18 protein-coding genes are annotated in these 21,674 nt (G+C 69.5%); 7 read left to right on the top strand and 11 right to left on the bottom strand.

The features are described 5' to 3' along the window. Positions 1–16: 16 nt before the first annotated feature. Both ABEA67_RS08490 and ilvD read right to left on the bottom strand, forming a co-directional pair. Complete coding sequence (locus ABEA67_RS08490) at positions 17–937, bottom strand: restriction endonuclease (protein WP_345463801.1); 921 nt, start codon at positions 935–937, stop codon at positions 17–19. 67 nt (positions 938–1,004) lie between these two features. Continuing rightward, a complete protein-coding gene (ilvD, locus tag ABEA67_RS08485; protein ID WP_345463798.1) occupies positions 1,005–2,699 on the bottom strand; it encodes a dihydroxy-acid dehydratase in 1,695 nt (564 codons plus the stop codon). A gap of 266 nt (positions 2,700–2,965) precedes the next feature. On the opposite strand from ilvD, the gene ABEA67_RS08480 reads away from it, so the two are divergent. Further along, positions 2,966–3,541, top strand: a complete 576-nt coding sequence (locus ABEA67_RS08480) for a hypothetical protein (RefSeq protein WP_345463795.1) — start codon at positions 2,966–2,968, stop codon at positions 3,539–3,541. A gap of 75 nt (positions 3,542–3,616) precedes the next feature. On the opposite strand, the gene secD is transcribed toward ABEA67_RS08480, so the two are convergent. Both secD and ABEA67_RS08470 read right to left on the bottom strand, forming a co-directional pair. After that, complete coding sequence (gene secD, locus ABEA67_RS08475) at positions 3,617–5,902, bottom strand: protein translocase subunit SecD (protein ID WP_345463792.1); 2,286 nt, start codon at positions 5,900–5,902, stop codon at positions 3,617–3,619. A gap of 154 nt (positions 5,903–6,056) precedes the next feature. Beyond that, positions 6,057–6,419 (bottom strand): hypothetical protein, encoded by a 363-nt coding sequence (locus ABEA67_RS08470; protein ID WP_345463789.1) that lies wholly within the window; start codon positions 6,417–6,419, stop codon positions 6,057–6,059. Positions 6,420–6,572: 153 nt separating this feature from the next. Here ABEA67_RS08470 and ABEA67_RS08465 point away from each other — a divergent pair, with 153 nt between their 5' ends. Both ABEA67_RS08465 and ABEA67_RS08460 read left to right on the top strand, forming a co-directional pair. Further along, positions 6,573–7,088: a hypothetical protein gene (locus ABEA67_RS08465; protein WP_345463786.1), complete on the top strand. Its 516-nt coding sequence runs from the start codon at positions 6,573–6,575 to the stop codon at positions 7,086–7,088. A 66-nt stretch (positions 7,089–7,154) separates the two neighbouring features. Continuing rightward, positions 7,155–8,408 carry a hypothetical protein gene (locus ABEA67_RS08460; RefSeq protein WP_345463783.1) on the top strand — a complete coding sequence of 418 codons (1,254 nt, stop codon included), beginning with the start codon at positions 7,155–7,157 and terminating at the stop codon, positions 8,406–8,408. A 162-nt stretch (positions 8,409–8,570) separates the two neighbouring features. Here the strand turns inward: ABEA67_RS08460 and infB are convergent, their stop codons facing one another. The 6 genes from infB to ABEA67_RS08430 all read right to left on the bottom strand — a co-directional run bounded on the left by infB (position 8,571) and on the right by ABEA67_RS08430 (position 15,014). Beyond that, positions 8,571–10,436 carry a translation initiation factor IF-2 gene (gene infB / locus ABEA67_RS08455; protein WP_345463780.1) on the bottom strand — a complete coding sequence of 622 codons (1,866 nt, stop codon included), beginning with the start codon at positions 10,434–10,436 and terminating at the stop codon, positions 8,571–8,573. 54 nt (positions 10,437–10,490) lie between these two features. Then, positions 10,491–10,781: a YlxR family protein gene (locus ABEA67_RS08450; protein WP_345463777.1), complete on the bottom strand. Its 291-nt coding sequence runs from the start codon at positions 10,779–10,781 to the stop codon at positions 10,491–10,493. A gap of 10 nt (positions 10,782–10,791) precedes the next feature. After that, entirely contained in the window at positions 10,792–11,979 is a 1,188-nt protein-coding gene (nusA, locus tag ABEA67_RS08445; protein WP_345463774.1) for a transcription termination factor NusA, read from the bottom strand. Between the two features lie 60 nt (positions 11,980–12,039). Beyond that, positions 12,040–12,525 (bottom strand): ribosome maturation factor RimP, encoded by a 486-nt coding sequence (gene rimP, locus ABEA67_RS08440; protein ID WP_345463771.1) that lies wholly within the window; start codon positions 12,523–12,525, stop codon positions 12,040–12,042. Between the two features lie 154 nt (positions 12,526–12,679). Further along, on the bottom strand, positions 12,680–13,819 hold the full coding sequence (locus ABEA67_RS08435; protein ID WP_345463768.1) for an LCP family protein: 1,140 nt from the start codon (positions 13,817–13,819) through the stop codon (positions 12,680–12,682). Positions 13,820–13,862: 43 nt separating this feature from the next. Then, positions 13,863–15,014 carry an acyl-CoA dehydrogenase family protein gene (locus ABEA67_RS08430; protein ID WP_345463765.1) on the bottom strand — a complete coding sequence of 384 codons (1,152 nt, stop codon included), beginning with the start codon at positions 15,012–15,014 and terminating at the stop codon, positions 13,863–13,865. 75 nt (positions 15,015–15,089) lie between these two features. On the opposite strand from ABEA67_RS08430, the gene ABEA67_RS08425 reads away from it, so the two are divergent. From ABEA67_RS08425 to recQ, 4 genes are all read left to right on the top strand, one after another. Continuing rightward, entirely contained in the window at positions 15,090–15,536 is a 447-nt protein-coding gene (locus ABEA67_RS08425; protein WP_345463762.1) for a hypothetical protein, read from the top strand. 121 nt (positions 15,537–15,657) lie between these two features. After that, a complete protein-coding gene (locus ABEA67_RS08420) occupies positions 15,658–16,671 on the top strand; it encodes an MDR family oxidoreductase (protein ID WP_345463759.1) in 1,014 nt (337 codons plus the stop codon). A 60-nt stretch (positions 16,672–16,731) separates the two neighbouring features. Then, a complete protein-coding gene (locus ABEA67_RS08415) occupies positions 16,732–17,424 on the top strand; it encodes a hypothetical protein (RefSeq protein WP_345463756.1) in 693 nt (230 codons plus the stop codon). A gap of 86 nt (positions 17,425–17,510) precedes the next feature. Continuing rightward, positions 17,511–19,784: a DNA helicase RecQ gene (recQ, locus tag ABEA67_RS08410; protein ID WP_345463753.1), complete on the top strand. Its 2,274-nt coding sequence runs from the start codon at positions 17,511–17,513 to the stop codon at positions 19,782–19,784. 315 nt (positions 19,785–20,099) lie between these two features. Here recQ and ABEA67_RS08405 read toward each other — a convergent pair whose 3' ends face one another. Next, complete coding sequence (locus ABEA67_RS08405) at positions 20,100–21,479, bottom strand: MDR family MFS transporter (RefSeq protein ID WP_345463750.1); 1,380 nt, start codon at positions 21,477–21,479, stop codon at positions 20,100–20,102. Positions 21,480–21,674: the final 195 nt, after the last annotated feature.

Raw genomic sequence — 21,674 nt, 5'->3', positions numbered from 1 at the left:
CGGGCGTCCCCTGGGGTCAGAGTTCCTCGAAGAACCCGCTGTTCACGCGCTTGACATGGTAGGTGGAGTGAATGTCGACGCCGACGCCATACTCGATCATCAACTGGGCGAGTTGCGGGCCGTCAATCAAAATGATGTTTCCGATTTGCTGGGCGGTCGTTCTGGCTCCGTCACTGAACGTTGAGGTCGTCAGGAAAACACCTTTTGATGCCTTGTGATAAGTCAGGCTTCCGGCGAAGGTGCGGATTTCGGGACTGTGAACAGGGTTCTGCCACTTCTTGGCCTGAAGGTAGATGCGATCCAGGCCGAGCGGGTCCTGCTTGATGAGGCCATCTATCCCGTTGTCGCCACTGCGCCCGAGGGCCTGTCCGGCATCCCGCATGCTGCCGCCATAGCCCATCGCCAGGAGAACCTCGACCACCAGCCGCTCGAATTGCGCGGGCGTCAGCTCCTGCACCTGTGAGAGCAACTCGGCAGCCAGAGCCTTGTTCAATTCCGCATACAGGGCTGCGAGTTGCTCTTCGGGCGACAGGAGCGTGTTTGGGGAGGCGGCAGCATCTGGAAGTGGTGCGGCCTGGGTGGGGGCTTGGACGGCCCCTGTCCCCTGAAACTCTTGGAACTCCGCGAATGCCGTCAGGGTCCGGGCGTTGATTTCCGGTTGCGTTCGCAACAGCTCCCGGCCACGCTCCGTCACCTGAACCCAGCCGCGTTGTGAACTCTCCAATGCGCCTGCCTTCAGCAGATAGGTCTTCGCCCAGCCGATCCGGTTCATGTAGGTGGGTTGCCTGCCGCTGGGGAGCAGTTCCGCCATCTCACTTTCCGTCAACTGAAACTCAGTCGCCAGGGCCGCATAGATGTCACGCATCCGCTGCGTAGTACCGTCCGCCAGCAGCTTCAACAGGGGTCGCATGAACGTCTGGTAATCCGGCACCGCCATGTCTCACCCTATTCCAGATGCAGGGGCCGCCCCCTCTCAGATCAGCGGCCCCTCAACCCTCATCCCCTCAATCCGTCACCGCCCCCCGCGCCGCGCTGCTCACCACCCGCGCGTATTTCGCCAGCACGCCCCGCTTGTAGCGCGGTTCCGGCGCGACCCACGCGGCGCGGCGGCGGGCGATTTCCGCTTCGTCCACATGCAGGGTCAGCTCGCAGGTCTCGGCGTTCAGTTCGATGGTGTCGCCCTCCTGCACCAGCGCGATGGGGCCACCCACGTACGCCTCGGGAGCGACGTGGCCCACGACCAGGCCGTAGGTGCCGCCCGAGAAGCGCCCGTCGGTGATCAGGCCCACGCTGTCGCCCAGGCCCTTGCCGATGATGGCGCTGGTGGGCGAGAGCATCTCGCGCATGCCGGGGCCGCCCCGGGGTCCCTCGTAGCGGATGACCAGCACGTCCCCGGCGCGAATCCGGTCGCCCATGATGGCGGCCATGCATTCCTCTTCCGAGTCGAAGACGCGGGCGGGGCCGGTGATCTTGATCTGCTTCAGGCCGCTGATCTTGGCGACGCTGCCTTCCGGGGCAAGGTTCCCGCGCAGGATGGCGAGGTGCCCCTGTTCGTAAAGGGGCTGGTCGAAGGGCAGGATCACGTCCTGGCCGGGGTCGGGCTGGTCCGGCTCGTCCGCCAGATTCTCCGCCACGGTCTTCCCGGTCACCGTGAGGCAGCCGCCGTGCAGCAGGCCCGCCGAGAGCAGCATCTTCATAACGCGGGGAATGCCGCCCACCTCGTGCAGGTCGGTGGCGACGTACTTCCCGCTGGGCTTGAGGTCACAGAAGATGGGCGTGCGCTCGCGGATGCGCTCGAAGTCCTCCAGGGTCAGGTCAATGTCGCAGGCGTGGGCAATCGCCATCAGGTGCAGCACCGCGTTGGTCGAGCCGCCGACCGCCATGACGACCGTGATGGCGTTCTCGAAGGCTTCCTTCGTCAGGATGTCCAGTGGGCGGATGTCCTGCTCGATGAGGTGCAGGAGGGCGCGGGCGCTGTCGGCGGCGGAGACGGCCTTTTCGGCGTCCACGGCGCTCATGGTGGAGGAGTGCGGCAGGCTCATGCCCATCGCCTCGAAGGCGCTGCTCATGGTGTTGGCGGTGTACATGCCCCCGCAGGAGCCGTTGCCGGGACAGGCGCGCTTCTCGATCTGCTCGAAGTCCTCGCGGCTCATCTTGCCCGCGCCGTAGGCCCCGACCGCCTCGAACACGGACACGATGGTGAGGTCCTTGCCCTCGTAGTGCCCCGGCTTGATCGTGCCGCCATACACGAAGACGGCGGGGATGTTCAACCGGGCAATCCCGATCATCGCTCCGGGCATGTTCTTGTCACAGCCGCCCACCACGATCACGCCGTCGTGAGACTGCCCGCGCGAGACGGTTTCGATGGAGTCCGCGATCACCTCGCGGCTGACCAGCGAACACTTCATGCCCTCGGTGCCCATGCTGATGCCGTCGGACACCGTGATGGTGCCGTAAATCTGGGGCATCGCGCCGCCCTCGTGAATTGCGCCAGTGATGTGGTCCGCCAGTTCACCCAGCCCGTTGTTGCAGGGCGTGATGTTGCTCTGCGCGTGTGCCACGCCGATGATCGCCTTGTCGAAGTCGCCGTCCTGAAAGCCCACCGCCCGCAGCATGGCCCGGTTCGGCGCACGCTCGTCGCCCTGCGTGACGTGGTGGCTGTTCCAGTTCAGCTTGCGCTTGGTGCGGGTGTCGGTCATGCCTCAAGGTAGGGGAAAGCCAGCGGGGAGGGGGTGGGGCGGCTCAGACAGGTCCGTGCGAGGATAAGCGGGTGATACCAAATTGCGATGATTCCTTTGAATCATCCGAGCGGACTGGCACAGCTCCGCAGGAGAGCGAGTGGCAAAAAGGACGTGGTTGCGGCAATGGAACCGCCCAGTGTCCAGAGCCGCCTCTGGACACGCTTTCAGGGCGGGCAGGAACATCTGGCGCTTTTCCAGATGTCCGGGAATCAGAGCAATCCCGTATGAGATGGTTCCTCGGCGTTGCGCTTGTGCTGCTGCTCGCGGCCTGTGCCCCCCGTGACCCGGCGGCGCTGCGGGCCGTCCCGCTGACCGCCGAGGAAAAACAGCTGGGCCGTGTGGCCGCCTTCAGCGTGCCCGTACCTACAGGCGCGCAGGGCGTGGCTTACGGCCTGTCTGACGGTGGCTATTCCGTCTCGCCCCTGCCCGAGGAAGCCCGCCGCCGGGGCAGGCTGCGCGTGACGGTCGGCACCGCTGCGAACGGCTGCGAGGCAGGGGAGGTGCAGGTGTGGGTGGGGACGCTGGGCACATGCCTGCCCGTTCCGCAGGGCGGTTACTCCATGCGGACGCTGGGGGGAGGCGAAGTAGCCCTCAACCGCTGGACCCCCCTGTTTCTCGTCAGGCCGTTTGGTCAGGCAGGCCCAGGCGAATTGCTGGAGACGCCCGACCGCTCCCGCTGGGGCGTGGCTGCCATCGCCTTCACCACAGCGGACGGGGAAGGCGGACCGCCCCCCGGCCTCCCTGAACCTTCTTCCGTCCTTGCCACCCTCAACGCAAACGGCGACCTCCGCCAGCCCTGACCCCAAAGGGAGGAGGCAGCCCCCACCCGGAAGCTGCCCCCTCTCGTCCTCATTCCTAAACCCTAACCCCTCACCTCACGCCTTGACGGGCGCGGCCCCCTTCCGCTTGTCCTTCCACTCCTCCAGGTAGACCACCATCGGCGCGACGATGTAGATCGAGGAGTAGGTACCGACCAGGATGCCGATCAGCAGGATCAGGCTGAAGTCGCGCAGGACCGGGCCGCCGAAGATCAGCAGGCTGACCAGGGGCAGCATGGTGCTGACCGAGGTCATGACCGTGCGCGAGAGCGTCTGGTTGATGGAGGTGTTCACGATCTCGCGGTAGGGCCGCCCGCGCATCTCGCGCAGGTTCTCGCGGATACGGTCGGAGACGATGATCGAGTCGTTCAGCGAGTAGCCGATCAGGGTCAGCAGTGCCGCGACGCTGGCAATCGTGAATTCCAGGCCCAGCAGGCTGAAGAGGCCCATCGCAATCGCCACGTCGTGGAGGGCCGCCACGATGCTGCCCAGACCCAGGATGAAGTCGAAGCGGAAGGCCACGTACACCAGAATCAGGGCCAGGCCCAGCAGCACGGCGTACAGGGTCTTCTGGGTGAGTTCCTTGCCGACGGCGGGACCGACCGTCTCGCTGGCCTGCACCTCACCCTGCGGAAGCTTATTGATCGCGGCGCTGAGCGTCTGCACCTCGGGCGCGGTGAGTTCGGGCACCTTGACCGTGTACTGCGCGCCGCTGAGGCCCGGCGTCTCGTTGCGCTGAATGGTGGCGCTCTGCGGCGTGACCTTGGCGACGCCCGCGCCCGTCACGGCGGCGCGCATCTGCTCGGTGGTCGTCTGCCCGCTCGCCCGCACCGTGAGGGTGGTGCCGGGGCTGAAGTCCACCCCGTAGTTCAGGCCGCGGGTGCCCACGATCAGGCTCCCCGCCAGCGCCAGCAGCACGCTGGCGGAGGTCACGATGGGCGCGGCCCGCATGAAGTTGATGTTCGTCTTGCCGATGCGGGTGGGCGCGCTGGCGTTGGGATGGCGCTGCGCGAGCACCTGAAGGCCCCACTTGGCGAACACCAGGTTCGAGAAGGTGGAGGCGATCACGCCGATGATCAGGGTGACGGCAAAGCCCTTGACCGGGCCGGTCGAGTAGTTGTACAGCGCCAGTGCCGAGAGCAGGTGCGAGGCGTTCACGTCCAGAATCGCGGCGGTCGAGTGCTGGTAGCCCGCGCCGATGGCGTTCTTCAGGCCCTTGCCCTTGTGCATCTCCTCCTTGATGCGTTCGAAGGAGATCACGTTGCCGTCCACGGCCGCGCCGATGGTGAGCACCAAGCCCGCGATGCCCGGCAGCGTGAGGGTGGCCCCGAAGCCGCCCAGCAGCCCCAGGATCAGGATGCTGGAAAACAGCAGGCCCAGCGCGGCCACCAGCCCGAACCAGAAGCCGTAGTAGAAAAACAGCATGGCGAACACCAGCCCGATGCCCACCAGCGCGGCAATCGCGCCGCTGCGGATGGCGTCGGCCCCCAGCGTCGGCCCGATGGCCCGCTCGGCTTCGGTCTTGATCTTGATCGGCAGCGCGCCGGACTTGAGCACCAGCGCGAGCTGGCTGGCCTCCTCGGCGTCGAAGTTGCCGCTGATCTGCACGTCACGGAAGAGGCGCTGCTGGATGGTCGCCACCGACTGAATCTGATCGTCGAGCACGACCGCCATCAGCCGCCCCACGTTCCGGCCGGTAAAGTCACCGAAGGTCTGCGCGCCCTTCGGCGTGGTCTGGAAGGTGACCACCCAGCCGCCGCGCGTCGGGTCGGTGGCGGCGGCCGCGTTGGCGATCACTTCACCCGTCGCCTGCACCGGCCCCAGGTCCGAGAGCTTGTAGCCGCCGGTGCGTGGGTTCTGCTGGGCCAGCGTGGGATCGGGCCGCGCCCCCTGGTTCACGACGCGGAACTCCAGCCGGGCAGTGCGCTGGATGATCTCGCGCGCTCGCTGCTGCACCTGCGGGGTCGCGCCGGGAATCTCCACGACCACGCGCTTGCCGCCCGCCACGGTCACGGTCGGCTCGGCCACGCCCAGGGCGTTGATGCGGTTCTCGATAACGGTCTTGACCCGGTCGAGTTCGTCGCGGGTGGCGTTGCCGCTCTCAGGCGCGAGTTCGATGCGCAGGCCGCCCTTGAGGTCCAGGCCCAGCGTCATGAACTGGTACTGGTCGTTCCAGAGCGAGAGGGGCGTCTTGGTGTGTTCCCAGGGCCGCCAGATGTACAGCAGGCTGGCGAGCAGCGTCAGCAGCAGCAGCAGCCCGGTCCAGAGGTTCGGCTTGCTGGCGGTCGGGGCCGCACGCCTGGGCGGCGGACGGCGGTTGCGGTTCGGATTGTTGTAGGTCACAGGTGAACTCCGGGAGTTGGGGTGGGGGTGTGTCGTGCGGGCAGGCTGGCGCTCGCCACCCTCTTCCCAGCCCTTCCTCGCAAGGGGGGTCTTTTTGACAAAAGGTCTGATTGCGGCTCATTCAGAGCTGAACGCTGACGGCTGAAAGCTTCCCTCAGCCGCCGTCCGTCTGCCGCCGCCCCAGCAGCGCGAGGGTGCGTGGCAACGTGGGCGCGGTCCACAGGGGAACGGGGGCGGGCACTTCGGCGGACAGAGGCGTCAGCCAGACCGCTTCTGGGGGAGCGGCCGCGAGCAGCGCGGGGCCGGGGGACGGCGGCGGTGCGGGCCGCGCTTCCGGCAGCGCCGGGGCGACATTGCCCGCGGTCAGGCGCGCCCCCTGATCCGTCACCGGCGGCTGATGCCCCAGCAGCACCGCCAGCACCGACAGCAGCGTCAGCATGCCCGGCCACGCCAGCAGGTGCGCGCGCCACAGCGGCGTCGCGTCGGGGTGGGGAGGGGCGGGCTGGGGCTGAGACATAGGGGGGCCGGAAGGAAAGGCAGCCCAGCATAGCAGGCCCTTCCTGACCGGAGGGCGACGGGACAGGCGTTTTAGCCCCCGCTTAACCGCCTCCCGCCACTCTGCTCCTGCCGGCCCCCGTCGGGCCGGACATTCCCCACAGGAGCGTGACCCATGAAGCGCAACAGCAAACGCGCCCCCCTGATTGCCCTCGCCGCCGCCCTGCCCCTCACGGCGGGTCTGGTGTTCGCGGCGGGCACCTCGGCCACCCCCCAGCGGGTGCAGCCCGCCCAGCCGGGGCAGCAGGCTCCGGGCACCGCGGGTGGTCCAGCAGGACAGACTGCCCCGCAGCGTTCCCAGAGCGGCACCAATTACGAAGGCGTCTTTCTCCAGAAACTCGCCGCGCAGCTCGGCATCAGCGTGGAGCGCCTGCGGGCGGCGGCCGTCGCCGCGGGCAGCGCCACCATCGACCAGGAGGTGCGGGCCGGCGACATCCCCAGTGACCGCGCCGCCGGGATGAAGGGGCGACTCCAGCAGAATCCCCTCGGCTTCGGCGGTCGCGGAGGGCACGGCCCGCGTGGGCACCACCGCGGCGGGCAGGACGGCCCCCGTGGCTTTGACCGCCCCGGCGACAGCAGCGGCAACGGGGCGGGCACCGGCACTTTCGGCAGCGACACCTCCGGCACCTGACCCTTCCCGCGGCCTTCATCCCAACTGTGGATGAGCAGCCACCTCTCGCGGGGTAGAACGGGAAGCATGGCCCTCCCCGCCTCACCCGCGCCCGCCCGTCCGCCCCTGCGGCAACGGGTGGGTTTCCGTTTTGCGCTGGTCTACGGTCTGCTGACGGTCACCAACGGGCTGTTCCTGCCCTGGCAAGCGGCCTCGGCGTGGTTCGCCCAGACCGTGGTGCATCAGCCCCTGCCGCCGCGCCTGCCCCAGAACGGCAGCGGCGACACGCTGGAAAATTACGTGCTGGCGGCCCTCTTCCTGCTGACGGCGCTGCTGGTCACGCTGGTCTGGAGCCTGCTGGAGCGGCGGGGGCACCTCACCGAGCGCCTCTTCTGGTCCGCCCATACGGCGCTGCGCTTCTATGCGGGCTTCTTTCTGCTGTTCTACGGCTGGAGCAAGGTGCTGCTGAGCCAGATGCCCGCCCCCGACTTGACCGACCTGCTGACCCCTCTGGGCGAGATGAGTCCGATGGGCCTGCTGTGGCGCTCCGTCGGGGCCTTCCCGCTGTACGAGGTGGCGGGCGGGCTGGCCGAGGCGGTCGCGGGGGCGCTGCTGCTGTTTCGCCGGACCAGCCTGCCGGGCGCGCTGCTGGGCGCGGGCGTGATGGCCTACGTGTTCCTGCTGAACCTCAGCTACGACGTGCCGGTCAAGCTGTTCTCGGCCCATCTGCTGCTGTTCTGCCTGCTGCTGCTGATTCCCTTTCTGCCGCGGCTGTGGGCGCTGCTGCTCAACCGCCCGGCGGCCCCGGTGCGCTTTCCCGTGCCGCATGCCCGCCCCCTGTGGCGCTGGCTGGGGGCGGGCGGCGCGGCCCTGCTCGCCCTGGCGGCCCTGGCCTACCCGCCCTTCGCGGTCAGCCAGATGCAGCGGCAGTATGCTGCCTGGCCTGCCGCCTCGGACCTGGCGGGCATCTACACCGTGCTGAACGATTCGCGCCCCGCCGCCGCCCGCCTGGAAGACGACACCCGCTGGCAGAAGGTGGCCCTGAGTGACCGGGTTTATTCCCAGTCGGGCCAGACCTACTCCGGCGTGCGCGTCCGCCGCGTGAGTGGCGACGACCTCCGGGGCACTTATGAAGCCGACCCCACCGCCGCCGAGCTGACCGTGACGCTGAGAGGCAGTTCCACCACCTTCCGCTCTACCCGCACCCCCGCCGGCCACCTCCTGCTGCGCGGCGAGGAAGGCGGCACGCCCTTCACCCTCGAACTGGCCCCCGACCCCGACGCCCAGCGGCTGACCACCCGAGGCTTCCACTGGGTCAACGAGACGCCCTTCAACCGCTGAGGCGCGCGGCTAGCGCCCAGCCGCCAGCAAGGTCCCGGCCCGCTCGTCGTTTTCCCTGCTCCCCTCTCCCAGTGGAGCAGGGAAAACAAAAAAGGGGCGGCCCCACACGGGAACCGCCCCTCTCTTTTGCTGGCTGCTGGTTGCTGGAAGCTGCCCGCTTCCTTACGCCTGCTCGACTTCCACCATCTCGCTGGCCTCGATGATGTCGCCTTCCTGCACGTCGTTCCAGTCGAGGTTGATACCGCACTCGTAGCCGGTCTGCACCTCGCGGACATCGTCCTTGAAGCGCTTGAGGCCCACGATGGTGCCCTCGTACACGACCTGCTTGCCGCGCGTGACCTTGGCCTTCGCGTTGCGGCGCAGCATGCCGTCGGTCACGTAGGACCCGGCGATGTTGCCGCTCTTGGGGTGGCGAATCACCATGCGGACCTCGGCGCGGCCCAGGTAACGCTCCTCGAAGACGGGTTCGAGGTTGCCCTTGATCAGGCGGTCCACCTCGTCGATCAGCTCGTAGATGATGCGGAAGGTGCCCAGTTCGATGCCCTTGGTGTCCGCCACCTTTTTCACGCCGCCCGAGGCCGTCACGTTGAAGCACAGGATGGTCGCCTCGGCGGTGGAGGCCAGCAGCACGTCGCCCTCGGTGGGCGACCCGATGCCCGCCAGCAGCACGTTCAGCTTGACGTCCTCGGTTTCCTTCTTGGCGAGGATGCCCTGGATGGCTTCCAGGCTGCCCTGGGTGTCCGCACGCAGGATCAGGTTCACCGTGCGGGTTTCCCCGAGCGGCCCCATCATCTCTTCCAGCGTCTTCTTGCGCTGGGTGCGGGCGTTCTCGGCGTCGCGGCGGTCGCTGGCACGCTGCGCGATCACCTCGCGGGCCGCGTGTTCGTTCTTGGCGCTGACGACCTTCTCACCGCTGGCCGGGGCCTCGGAAAAGCCCAGAACCTGCACGGGCGTGCTGGGTCCGGCCTCCTTGATGCGCCCGCCATTGGAGTCGGTCATCGCCTTGATCTTGCCGTAGCCCTCGCCCACGACCAGGAAGTCCCCGACGTGCAGCGTGCCTTCCTGCACCATCACGGTCGCCAGCACGCCCGCCTGACGGTCCACGCGGCTCTCGATGACCACGCCGCTGAAGCTGCCCTTGGGGTCGGCGCGCAGGTCTTCGAGTTCGGCGGTCAGGCTGATGTACTCCAGCAGGTCCTCCACGCCCTCGCCCGTGCGGGCGCTGACGGGCACCACGATGGTGTCGCCGCCGTACTCCTCGGGCACGAGGTTCAGGGTGGTGAGGTCGGTCTTGACGCGCTCGGGGTCGGCCTGCGGCAGGTCGATCTTGTTGACCGCCACCAGCATGGGCACCTTGGCCGCCTGCGCGTGCGCGATGGCCTCGCGCGTCTGGGGCATCAGCGAGTCGTCGGCGGCAATCACGATGATGGCGATGTCCGCCACGTTCGCGCCGCGCGCGCGGATGGTCGTGAACGCCTCGTGGCCGGGCGTGTCGATAAAGACGATCTTGCCCTTGCTCGTCCGCGCCTCAAAGGCCCCGACGTGCTGGGTGATGCCGCCCGCCTCCTTGGCCGCGACCTTCGTCTTGCGGATGTAGTCCAGCAGGCTGGTCTTGCCGTGGTCCACGTGGCCCATGATGGTGACGACGGGGGCGCGGTGCGGCAGTTCCGGTTGTGTGTTCACGGGGGCCTCCGGCTCACGTTCGGCGGTAGCGGTCACGGCGGGCTGCGGCACGCTCTGGGCCGTGGCCGGCGCGGGGGCCGCCTGGGTGGGGGTGTTCTGGGAGGAGATGTTCTGAGGGGTAGGGGTCTGCGCGGCGTCCGCCTCGGTGGTGTCGGTGCTGGTGGCAGCGCCGGTGCCGGACGCGGCTTCCTCGGCCAGCATCTCCTTGATCAGGCCGACCGTGTCTTCCTCGATGGTGCTGCTCACGCTCTTGTAGGACACGCCCAGGCTGTCGAGGATTTCCAGCATTTTTGCGTTGTCCACGCCAAGGTCCTTGGCGAGGGTATAGATGCGAACTTTCGACATGCTCACCTCCGGTGAGGCCCGCCGCTCCACCTTGGGGGGTGGGGGCGGCAAAGATCAGGTTGTCATGGGCTGATCCATAGATGGGTTAGAGAGGTTCAGGGTGCGCAGCTCGGCGCTGATCGCCGGAGCGTCGCCCCGGAAGGCCCGCCGCAGCCGCTTTTCCTGCCAGCATTCGGGCAAGTCGGCGCACAGGTAGGCCCCCCGCCCGGTCCGCTGGCCCGGCAGCACCCGCCAGCCTGCCGGAGTCCGCGTCACGCGCACCAGTTCATCCTGGGGCCGTTTGCGGCGGCAGGCGACGCAGGTGCGTTCCGGAACGTGGCGGGGCCTGGGGGCGGACAGCGGCATAGGCGCGGCGTTACTCCTGCTCGTCGTCCGGGCTGGCGGTCGCCACCGAGCGGCTGTCCTTGAACAGCGCGTCGAAGGCTGAGGCGGCGGCGCTGCTCGGCCCCGCGCCCGGCTGCCCCTCCTGCATCGCCTGCTGCATGGCGGCGTCGAGGTCGCTGACGGCCGCCGTTTCGCGCAGGTCGATCTTGAAGCCGGTCAGCTTGGCGGCCAGCCGCACGTTCTGCCCACCCTTGCCGATGGCGAGGGAAAGCTGGTCGGGCGTGACCGTCACGGTCGCCTCGCGGCTGTCAGGCTGCACCTCGATCAGGCCCACCTTGGCGGGCGAGAGCGCGTTGCGGATGAAGTCGCGGGTGTTGGCGTCCCACAGGATCACGTCTACGCGCTCGCGCCCCAGCTCGCCGGTCACGGCCTGGATGCGGTTGCCGCGGTGCCCGATGCAGGCCCCGATGGGGTCCACGTTGGGGTTGTGGCTGTAGACGGCCACCTTGGAGCGCTGCCCCGCCTCGCGGGCAATCGCCTTGATCTCCACGATGCCGTTGGCGACTTCCGGGATTTCCTGCCGCAGCAGGTAGTCCAGCAGCCGCTCGTCGGCGCGGCTCGCCAGGATGGTCGGCCCCTTGGGCGTCTTGCGGACTTCCTTGAGGTAGATCTTGACGCGGTTGCCGGGCACCAGCTTCTCGCCGGGAATCTGCTCGCGGGGGGGCAAAATCGCCTCGCCCGCGCCCAGCTCCACGAACCAGTTGCCCTTGTTGTCGCTGCGGACGACCTGGGCGGTCAGCACCTGGCCCTCGCGGTCCTTGTACTCGTTGTAGACCACGTTGCGCTCGGTTTCGCGCATCTTCTGCGTCAGCGTCTGCTTGGCGGCCTGAAGCGCGATGCGCGAGAACTTCTCGCGGTCTACCGGGAACTCCATCTCCATGCCGATCTCGACGCCGGGGTCGAGTTCGAGCGCGTCGGCCAGCGAGATCTGGAGGTTCTCGTCCTCGGCCTTCTCGACCACCTCGCGCACGATCAGCACTTCAAGTTCGCCGCTGACGGGGTCAAGGTGGACCTCGACGCGCCGGTCGGGTTCCACGTTGCGGGTGTAGGCCTGCGCCAGCGACTGCTCGAAAGCCTCGATCAGCTGCATCTCGTTGATGTTGCGTTGCTGCGCCACTTCACGCAGCGCGTCCGCGAAATTGAATTCACCCTGGGTCATCCCACTCTTCCTTCCTGTTTTGCTGGCCTGTTGTGCTGGCCCTGTTGGCCTGGCCCGTGTTCAGCGGTGCCGGTCGGGGAACTCGGCCAGGTTGCCCTGGAAGGTCCCGATGGTGAGGGTCACGTCGCCCTGGCCCTCGACATCGAACGTCACCTGCTCGCCCTCGACCGTCTTGATCGGCGCGGTAAAGGCGTGTCCCTCGCCGCGCACGCGCGCCTTGAGGCCCAGCATCCGCTCGAAGTGTCGCGCCCGGGTCAGCGGGCGCTTGGCCCCGGGCGATTCCAGCTCCAGGCGGTACTCGCCCGCGATGGGGTCCACGCGGTCGAACTCCGCGCCGACCACGCGGCTGGCCTGTTCCAGGTCCTCGACGGTCACGGGTTGTTCGTCCAGGCGGTCCATGCGAATCACGACGATGGGCCGCCGTCCGGGGTTCTGCACCTGCACGTCCAGCACCTCGAATCCCAGCGGCCGCAGCACGTTGTCTGCGAGGTGCTGGAGACTGTTCGAGGGTTGAGCTGTCAAGTTTTGAGCTGCGTTGTTATTCATATTGTGGGCCGCCTTCGCGGGCCTGCAAACCACCCCCTCCACGAAAAAAGGTGGGGCAGAGCACCCACCTCGCTTCGAGGATTTACCCCAGCAGTATAGCTCAAGTGCGCCGGTGGGCGGGGCCAGGCATTACAAAAGCCGCGCGCCGCCCCGCTCAGTTCGCCGGGGTGTCGCTGCCCAGGCGCACGGTCACGTCGGCCCCCGGCACGCCGCCCTGCCGCGTGACCTCGCCGTGACCCACGTCGCGCAGCACGCTGGCCGCCGCCGCACCGCTGACAGTGGTGGGCACGCCATCCGTGCGGGGTTCTTCCGCGATTCGCACGTCCTGATAGCCCAATTCCTCCAGCCTGGTCCTGAGGCGGCGGGCGCTGCCGTCCGGCGCGGCGAGGTTGACCACCGCGACGGTCAGGGCGCGCGGGTCGTTGGGGTCGCGGAAGTTTTCGGCCACCAGCGCGCGCAGGGCCGCGCGGTCGGGCAGCCAGGTGCCGCCCCCGCCGAAGCTGCCGGGAACGGTGTGCATGTTGACCTTCACGCCCCCCAGCGCCGCGCCCAGCAGCGCCCCCACCTCCTGCCGGGTCAGGTTGGACTTGGTATTCTGGTCGAGTGCGCCGACCATCGCGGGCAGCCGCCACCAGTTCAGCGGGCTTTTTATCTGCCCCACCAGCGCCGTCAGGTAGGTCTGCTGCCGCGCCACCCGCCCGATGTCGCCCATACCGTCGTGGCGAAAGCGCAGGAAGCCTTCCGCCTGCTGCCCGCTGAGGTGTTGGCGGCCCGGCTGGAGGTCGATATGCAGCTTCCCGGCGTTGTCGTCGTACTTCATGCGCTGCGGCACGTCCAGCGTCACGCCGCCCGCCGCTTCCGTCAGCGCGCGCAGGGCGTTCAGGGAGAGCAGGCTGTAGGCGTCCACCCGAATCCCGGTGAGGTCCTCCACCGACCGCACCAGCAGCTCCGGCCCGCCGTGGGGGTTGGCCGCGTTGATCTTGCTCCAGCCCCAGCCGGGGAGGTTCACCCAGGTGTCGCGCGGAATGCTCAGCAGGTTCGCCGTGCCGTCGGGCCGCACCTGCGCCAGCACGATGGTGTCGGTGCGCTGGTCGTACTGCTCAGGTTTGGCTGGCCACGGCCACATGCCCGACTTGTCGTCGTAATCCACGTCCACGCCGGCCAGCAGCACCGTCACCGGGCCGTCGGCCTTGTGGGGCAGTGCGCCGTAGCGGGTCAGAGCGGGAAAGGCGGGGGCCAGCAGGGCCACCAGGCCCGCGAGAACAACCAGAATCAGAAGGACGGCACGGCGCACCCAGCGAGTGTAGCTGGCCCCAGGATGAGGCACAATCACGCGCTCAGCGGCCCGCCTCCACGCCCAGCAGCGCCGCCCCCAGGCTCCCGTAGCTCACCTCGTCGGCGGGCGGGTGCGTCAGGCCCGCGCGGGCATCGCGCAGCAGCCGGGCCAGCGGCAGCGCGGGCGTGAGGGCCGCCCCCCCCGCCGTCCGCCCCGCCAGGTCGGTGGCACTCACGGCGGCGTTGGTGGCGTGGGCCTTGGCCGCCGCGAGGAGGGGCACGGAGGCCGCGGTGGGGGCCGTGTCCCAGGCGCGGGCCGCCTCCAGCAACAGGGCGCGGGCGGCGTGCAGCTCGGCGGCGATGCGCCCCACGTTCTCCTGCACGCGGGGCAGAGTGGCAATCGGCCGGCCCAGGGCGGTGGGCACCCGCTCCCGCGCGTAGCCGACCAGGGCATGCAGGGCCGCGAAGCCGACCCCCAGGTACGTTGCGGCGATGGCGGTCCAGAACCACGCGCTGCTCGCGGGGTGTCCGGGAGCGGGCGGGGCGGTGTGGTCTGCGGGCACGTGAACGTCCCGGAAGGTCACGTCGTGGCTGCCGCTGCTTCTGAGCGCGAGGGCGTCCGTCCAGGTCGGCTCGACCTGCACGCCGGGGGCCTGCATGGGCACCAGCAGGCGCAGGACCTCGCCGTCCGGGGTGGCCGCCGTGACCAGGGCCAGGCTCAGCGCGCGGGCACCCGTCGCCCAGGTCTTGCGGCCGGTGACCCGCCAGCCATTCCCGCCCGGCACGGCGGCTGTGCGCGGCAGGCCCCCGCGCGAGGGGCTGCCCAGTTCCGGCTCGCTCGCCAGCGAGTTCACCAGCTGGCCCTCCACGCTGGCCCGCGCCAGCACCGCCAGCAGCGCCTCCGGCACCGTCCGCCCCTGAAAGGCCGCCCCGACCACATGGGTGTGCATCGCCAGCACCAGCGCCAGCCCGGCGTTCGCCTCGCCCAGCGTGGTTTGCGCCGCCGCGTACTGCTCCAGCGTCGCGCCCAGGCCGCCCGCCTCGCGCGGCAGCGTCAGCCGGGTGTAGCCGCTCGCCCGCAGCGCCTCCGCCGCCTCCGGCGTCACGTCCTCGGCGACCTCGCAGGCCTCGGCGTGGGCGCGGATGGACTGGGCGGCGCGTTCCGTCACGGCCTGCATCTCCGGAGGCAGGGTGGGGGAGAGGTCGGGCGTCATGTCCGGCAGGCTAGCGCGCCGCCCAGTCCTGCGGCAGTTTCGGATTCGCTCAAAACAGAATATAATCTATTCACTATGTCCAGAGCTTCCAGAGATTCGGCCCGCGCCGTGATTCAGGCCCGCTTCCGCGAGAGTGTGGACCGCGATGTGAGCGGTCTGGCGGCCCAGCTCTGCCAGGAACGGGGCCTGTCCACCCCGGACGGCACGCCCGCCCAGACCCTCTGCCTGGGAAGCCACGCCGCGGTCACGCGCCTGGTCTGGGAGCACCTTCGCCCCGACTGGGAGGAGGTCGTCTACGTGTACGACGGCACCCGCGGCGAGCAGGCGCGCTACCTGAATGCCAAGCTGCACCTCACGGTCACGCTGGCCGCCGCCGGAGACGAGCAGACACCGGGGGTGGAAGCCGCGCTGCTCGCCGCGCAACGTGCCCTGCACGCCCTCTGGCTGGTGTGGGCGGGCTATCAGGCCACCACCACGGACGCCCTGGCCCACGCGGTGACGGAGTTCGAGGACGTGCGCTGAGAGGCGATGAGCCGTGAGCTATGAAAAAGATGGCTGACGCCAGAAGCGGAAGCTTCCGAGTGGTGGTTCATAGCTCAAAGCTCATCGCTCACCGCTGCGCACTGCGGTACGCTGATTTCCCATGACCCAGCCTGGCCCCCGCCTGCCCGAAGAGTTTCGTGCCCTGCGCGCCGTCAAGGACGAGTCGGGCGCGCGGTCCGAGTTCCAGACCCTGACCCTGGCCGACCTGCCCGCCGGCGACGCGCTGGTGCGGGTCACGCACTCCAGCCTGAACTACAAGGATGGGCTGGCCGTCGCGGGCCGCCCCGGCGTGCTGAAGTCGTACCCGATGACCCCCGGCATCGACCTGGCCGGAACAGTGGTTGAGGACCGCAGCGGCACCTACGCGCCCGGCACGCCCGTCCTGCTGACCGGCTGGGGCATCGGTGAGCGCCAGGACGGGGGCTATGCCGAATACGCGCGGGTCCGCCCCGAGTGGCTGGTGCCGCTGCCGGAGGGCACGGACGCGCGGTGGGCCATGAGCGTGGGCACGGCGGGCTTCACCGCCATGCTCGCCGTGATGGCGCTGGAGGAACACGGCGTCACTCCCGGCAGCGGCGAGGTGCTGGTGACGGGCGCGGCGGGGGGTGTGGGCAGCACGGCGGTCGCTCTGCTCGCGGCGGCGGGCTTTGCGGTCACGGCCAGCACCGGGCGGCAGGAGGAGGAAGCCTACCTCCGCTCCCTGGGGGCTTCCAGTGTGATAGGCCGTGAGGAACTGCCCGCCCTGAAGCGCCCCCTGGAAAAGGAACGCTGGGCGGGCGTGGTGGACAGCGTGGGGGCCGACACGCTGGCGGGGGCACTCGCCAGCACGCGCACCCACGGCGCGGTCGCGGCCTGCGGTCTGGCGGGCGGGAATGCCCTGGACACCACCGTCTTTCCCTTCATCCTGCGCGGGGTGAACCTGCTGGGCATCGATTCGGTCAATTGCCCCGCCGAGCGCCGCCGCGCTGCCTGGGCACGCCTGGCCCGTGACCTCCCCGCGGACAGGCTCGCGGACGTGACCCAGGTGCGGCCGCTGAGTGACGTGCCCGCCCTGGCCGGGGAGATTCTGGCGGGGCGTGTGCGGGGCCGGACCGTGATCGAGGTGGGGGGCTGAGCGGGGATGTGTGGGATTTCGCGGCCTCCGGACTGGGGATGACAGTAGACTGAGCGCGTCATGAACAACCTGCCCCGTTTCGTGCTGTTTGCCGGTGCCGCCCTCGCCCTGACCGCCTGCGGCAACAACACGCCGCCCCAGGCTTCCGATCAACCGACCGTCGCCGTCATCAACGGCAAGGTGACGACCTGGAGCGGCAGCGGGACGGTCAGCGTGCCCGACCTGGCGGATGTCAGCGCCCCCGTGAACGCGGACGGCACGTTTGCCCTGACCCTGCCTGGCGAGGCGGCCCTGAGTGGCAAGACCATGACCGCCGCCGACGTGATGAGCGGGCTGCGCTGCACCGGCACGGTCACCAGCAGCACGCCGAGTACGCGCGGTTACGTGGTGGCGGTTCTCAATGTTCAGGACATGAACGGCACGCGGCAGGTGAGCGCGGTCGAGGGCCGCAAAACCGGCCCGCTGAGCCGGGGCCTGCACGCCCGCGCGTGGCTGTACGCCGACGGCGCGACCCAGCTGCGCGGCACAGTCAACTGCGCGGCGCTGCTGGGCATCTCCGCCATCAGCAACCTGCCCGTCACCGTGTCGGTCAACACCCAGCGCGGCTGGAATGTGGTGGACCTGAACATCACCGCCAGCGCGAGTGTTTTCGGGCAGCTCAGCGCCGAGGGCACCGCCGTCAACTCGGCGGCGGGCACGGGCACGACCGAATGGCGGACCACCGCGGAGCTTCAGTCGCAGATCGGCTTCTGACCCCTTTCCCTTTTGGGAAGCCGGACACCCGCGAACTGGGATGTCCGGCTTTTACGCCCTTAGCGTAACGCGCTATCCTGCCGGGGATGACCGCCGCCCCACCCTCCTCTGCCCCCGTCCCCACCGACCAGCGCGCCCGCGAAGTCCTGAAGGCCGTGTGGGGTTACGACGCCTTTCGCGGCGTGCAGGCCGACATCGTCCGCACGGTGGCCGAGGGGGGCAATGCGCTGGTGCTGATGCCGACGGGCGGCGGCAAAAGCCTGTGCTATCAGGTGCCCTCGCTCCTGCGGCCCGGCGTGGGCATCGTGGTCTCGCCCCTGATCGCGCTGATGAAGGACCAGGTGGATGCACTGCGGCAGGTGGGCGTCCGGGCCGCCTTCCTGAACTCTACCCTCAGCCCGGAAGGGGTGCGCGAGGTGGAAGACGCGCTGCTGGCCGGGGACCTTGACCTGCTGTACGTCGCGCCCGAACGGCTGCTGCTGCCCCGCACCCTCGACCTGCTGGACCGCGCCCCGGTCGCCCTCTTCGCCATCGACGAGGCCCACTGCGTCTCGCAGTGGGGGCACGATTTCCGGCCCGAGTACGGGCAACTGCACGTCCTGCCCGAACGCTTCCCGCATCTGCCGCGCGTCGCGCTGACCGCCACCGCCGACGACCGCACGCGGGCCGACATCTTGCGAGTGCTGGGGCTGCAAGGCGCCCCGCGGTTCATCTCCTCCTTCGACCGCCCCAACATTCAGTACCGCGTGGCGCAAAAGGAAGGCCCCAAGAGCCAGCTTCTCGACTTCATCCGCTCGGAGCACGCGGGCGACGCGGGCATCGTGTACTGCCTCTCGCGCAAGTCGGTGGAGGAGACGGCGAAGTGGCTCCAGGCGCAGGGGGTGGACGCGCTGCCCTACCACGCGGGCCTCTCGCCGCGCGAGCGGAATCTGGCGCAGGACCGCTTCCTGAACGAGGAGGGGCTGGTCGTGGTGGCGACGGTGGCCTTCGGGATGGGCATCGACAAGCCCAACGTGCGCTTCGTGGCGCACCTCGACCTGCCCAAGAGCATGGAGGGGTACTACCAGGAGACGGGCCGGGCCGGGCGCGACGGGCTGCCGGGCACCGCCTGGATGGTCTACGGCCTGGCCGACGTGGTGAACGTGAAACGGATGCTGGCGCAGAGCCTGGCCCCCGAGGAAGTGAAGCGCGTCGAGGCCGCCAAACTCGATGCCCTGCTCACCTACTGTGAGGCGAGTACCTGCCGCCGCCAGGTCCTGCTGGGCTACTTCGGCGAGAGGCTGCCGGAGCCGTGCGGCAACTGCGACGTGTGCCTGAATCCGCCGCGTGTCCGCGACGCTACCCGCGAGGCGCAGATGGCCCTTTCCGCCGCCATCCGCACCGGCAACCGCTTCGGCGCGGCGCACCTCACCGACGTGTTGCTGGGCCGCGACACCGAGAAGGTGCGGGCGATGGGCCACCACCTGCTGCCCACCTTCGGCGTCGGGCAGGGGCACGACGAGAAGACGTGGCGGGGGCTGCTGCGCCAGCTGGTCAGCCTGGGGTACCTCGCGGCGGGCGACCACCACGGCCTCAGCGCCACTGGCAAGGCCCGCCCCTTGCTGAAGGGCGAGGAAACGCTGAAGCTGCGTGAGGAAACGCTGGTGCTGAAGCCCTCCAGACGCGACCGGGAGCGCGCTCCCCGCCAGGGCCGCGCCCCGGTGGACGCCCAGGACCAGCCACTGTTTGAGGCGCTGCGTCAGTGGCGGCTGGCGAAGGCCCGCGAGCAGGCCGTGCCCCCCTACGTCATCTTCAACGACGCGACTCTGAAAACCATCGCGGAATTGCGCCCCGGCAGCCTCGCCACCCTGGGCAGCGTGAGCGGCGTGGGCGGGCGCAAGCTGGAGCAGTACGGCCAGGAGGTGCTGGAGGTGGTGCGGGAAGCGGTCAGCCGTCAGCCCTCAGCGGTCAGCCAACAGCAGACGGAGGCCGCGCGGGGGGCAGCGGGGAACGCGACGGTGCTGGGATTACTGCGGGGGAGCGTCCAGCTGCCAGAGGCCAGCCATCAGCCTTCAGCGAGCAGCCGTCAGCCGGAAACGCCACCCGCCGCCCTCTTCCCGTCCTCCCCACAGCCCACACCCCACAACCCACAACCCAATCCCGAGGTCGCAGAGGCCCTGCGCGAACTTCGCAAGGAACTCAGCCGCGAGACGGGGCACAGCGCCTTCGTCATCTTCCCGAACGCGACCCTCGAAGCCCTGGCCGCCCGGCAGCCCCGCACCCTGGACGACCTGCGCGGCCTGCCGGGGATGGGCGAGAAGCGCATCGAGGCGTATGGCGAACGAATCATCGACGCCGTGCTGACGGTGCTGGACGGGTAGACTGGGCCGCACCTCCCTCCGCAACCTCGACCTCATCACGCGTCACGCGGCAGGCGTCACCGAGGACGCGGCGTACCACCGCGGCGGGAAAACTGGGTGTTGGGGCACGCTCTGGCAAGCCACACGGCGTTCCGGAGCCGCTGAAGGCTGTTCCCGCTGGCCTCGACGTGCAGGGCATCCGCGCCCGCTCCAGCAGGGGCACCTTCCTTGGGTCGAACGGTCAAGAGGTCTGACCTTCGAAAGAGTCCGGGAGCAACAGGCAGCCCGGCTGTTCGACGGTCTGACCGTTAGACAGTCGACTCCTGAGCGCCCCCCTCAATCCCCCGCCTGCGCTGCTGCGGGCTGTCCCAGCCGCAAGGTCAGGCTCAGCACGAAGCCCGCCGCGACCAGCCCGACGGCCAGCAGGTAGGCGCGGCGCAACCCCTCCGCCAGGGCCGGGCCGCCCGAGGCGATGGCCCCCGCGCCGATCAGCAGGGCCATCAGCGCGACCCCCAGCGCCCCGCCCATCTGCCGGGCGAACAGCACGCCGCTGGTCACGGCCCCCAGTTCCGGGCGGGCGGCCTGTTCCTGGGCCGAGAGCAGCAGGCTCAGCATCGCAAAGCCCATGCCCATCCCCACCACGAAGCCCAGCGCGGACGTGACCCACAGTGGCGCGTGGACCGTGAAGGTCAGCAGCGCGAACGTTGCTGTCAGCACCAGGAAGCCCAGTTGTGCCAGCCGCGCCAGCGGCACCCGGGTCAGCAGTGGGGCGCTCAGCATGCTCGCCAGCGTCCAGCCCACCAGCATCGGCGTGAGGATCGCCCCCGCGCCCGTCGCACCGCGCCCGCCGACCCCCTGCGCGTAGAGGGGCAGGTACGCGATGACCCCGAAATAGGCCGCGCCCCCCAGCAGGTTGCCCGCGAAGGCGATGGCGGTGGTCCGCTGCCGCAGCGCCCCCATGGGCAGCAGCGGTTCGGGGTGCCGCCGCTCGACCCCGACGGCGGCAAGCAGCGTCAGCAGGCCCAGCGCGACCAGTCCCCACGCCCGACCCTCCAGCCCCCACACTGTCAGCCCGCTCCCCACGGTAAAGAGGGCCGCCCCCGCCCAATCGAGCCGCGCCGGGCGGGGCGTGCCTGTCTCGGGCAGGTGCCGCAGCGCGATCGCCAGCGCCGCCAGACCAAACGGCAGGCTGGCATAGAAGGTCCAGCGCCACGACAGCGTGTCGGTCAGCCAGCCCCCCAGCAGCGGCCCCAGCAACCCCGACAGCCCCCACACGGCGCTGATAAAAGCTTGCACCCGCCCGCGCTCGCTGAGCCGGTAGGTTTCGCCCACGATGGTCATCGTGAGGGGCAGGACCGCCCCCGCGCCCAGGCCCTGGAGGGCACGCGCCGCCACCAGCCAGCCCATGCTCTGCGCGAGGCCGCACAGGGCACTGCCCACCAGAAACAGCACCACGCCCACCAGATACAGCCGCCGCCGTCCCACCACGTCCGAGGCCCGGCCCCACAGCGGGCTGCTGACAGTGCTGGTGAGCAGGTACACGGCAAAGGGCAGCGCGTACAGCCGCTGGCCTCCCAGGTCCGCGATCACGCTGGGCATGGCGGTCGCCACCACGCTCGATTCGAGGGCGGCCAGAAACACGCCCAGAATCAGGCCGGTGGTGGCGAGTTGCCGGGCACGCTGCGCGGCGGGGGAGAGGGTGGGCGGCTCGGTCATGGGGGCAGGCTACCGCAGACAGAAAAGCGCCGCCCCCGGTGAGGGAAGCGGCGCTTGAAGGGAAAGGGTTATCGGCGTTCGACGGGAATTTCGGGGATAGCGCGGTGGGTGGCGGCACTGCGGGCACCCATCACGGTGAGCAGCAGGGTCAGACCCGCGGTGAGCAGCCAGCCCAGCCCCGTGTTGCGGGCGGCA

The sequence above is a fragment of the Deinococcus carri genome (assembly GCF_039545055.1).
Lineage (GTDB): Bacteria > Deinococcota > Deinococci > Deinococcales > Deinococcaceae > Deinococcus > Deinococcus carri.
Note: the sequence above shows the minus strand (reverse complement) of the source record. Positions and strands in the feature narration are given on the sequence as shown.

Bases quoted from the DNA above. Each gene is read 5' to 3' on its own strand.
- ABEA67_RS08490 (WP_345463801.1), bottom strand. From the start codon at position 937: ATGGCGGTGCCGGATTACCAGACGTTCATGCGACCCCTGTTGAAGCTG.
- ilvD (WP_345463798.1), bottom strand. From the start codon at position 2,699: ATGACCGACACCCGCACCAAGCGCAAGCTGAACTGGAACAGCCACCAC.
- ABEA67_RS08480 (WP_345463795.1), top strand. From the start codon at position 2,966: ATGAGATGGTTCCTCGGCGTTGCGCTTGTGCTGCTGCTCGCGGCCTGT.
- ABEA67_RS08470 (WP_345463789.1), bottom strand. From the start codon at position 6,419: ATGTCTCAGCCCCAGCCCGCCCCTCCCCACCCCGACGCGACGCCGCTG.
- ABEA67_RS08465 (WP_345463786.1), top strand. From the start codon at position 6,573: ATGAAGCGCAACAGCAAACGCGCCCCCCTGATTGCCCTCGCCGCCGCC.
- ABEA67_RS08460 (WP_345463783.1), top strand. From the start codon at position 7,155: ATGGCCCTCCCCGCCTCACCCGCGCCCGCCCGTCCGCCCCTGCGGCAA.
- infB (WP_345463780.1), bottom strand. From the start codon at position 10,436: ATGTCGAAAGTTCGCATCTATACCCTCGCCAAGGACCTTGGCGTGGAC.
- ABEA67_RS08450 (WP_345463777.1), bottom strand. From the start codon at position 10,781: ATGCCGCTGTCCGCCCCCAGGCCCCGCCACGTTCCGGAACGCACCTGC.
- nusA (WP_345463774.1), bottom strand. From the start codon at position 11,979: ATGACCCAGGGTGAATTCAATTTCGCGGACGCGCTGCGTGAAGTGGCG.
- rimP (WP_345463771.1), bottom strand. From the start codon at position 12,525: ATGAATAACAACGCAGCTCAAAACTTGACAGCTCAACCCTCGAACAGT.
- ABEA67_RS08430 (WP_345463765.1), bottom strand. From the start codon at position 15,014: ATGACGCCCGACCTCTCCCCCACCCTGCCTCCGGAGATGCAGGCCGTG.
- ABEA67_RS08425 (WP_345463762.1), top strand. From the start codon at position 15,090: ATGTCCAGAGCTTCCAGAGATTCGGCCCGCGCCGTGATTCAGGCCCGC.
- ABEA67_RS08420 (WP_345463759.1), top strand. From the start codon at position 15,658: ATGACCCAGCCTGGCCCCCGCCTGCCCGAAGAGTTTCGTGCCCTGCGC.
- ABEA67_RS08415 (WP_345463756.1), top strand. From the start codon at position 16,732: ATGAACAACCTGCCCCGTTTCGTGCTGTTTGCCGGTGCCGCCCTCGCC.
- recQ (WP_345463753.1), top strand. From the start codon at position 17,511: ATGACCGCCGCCCCACCCTCCTCTGCCCCCGTCCCCACCGACCAGCGC.
- ABEA67_RS08405 (WP_345463750.1), bottom strand. From the start codon at position 21,479: ATGACCGAGCCGCCCACCCTCTCCCCCGCCGCGCAGCGTGCCCGGCAA.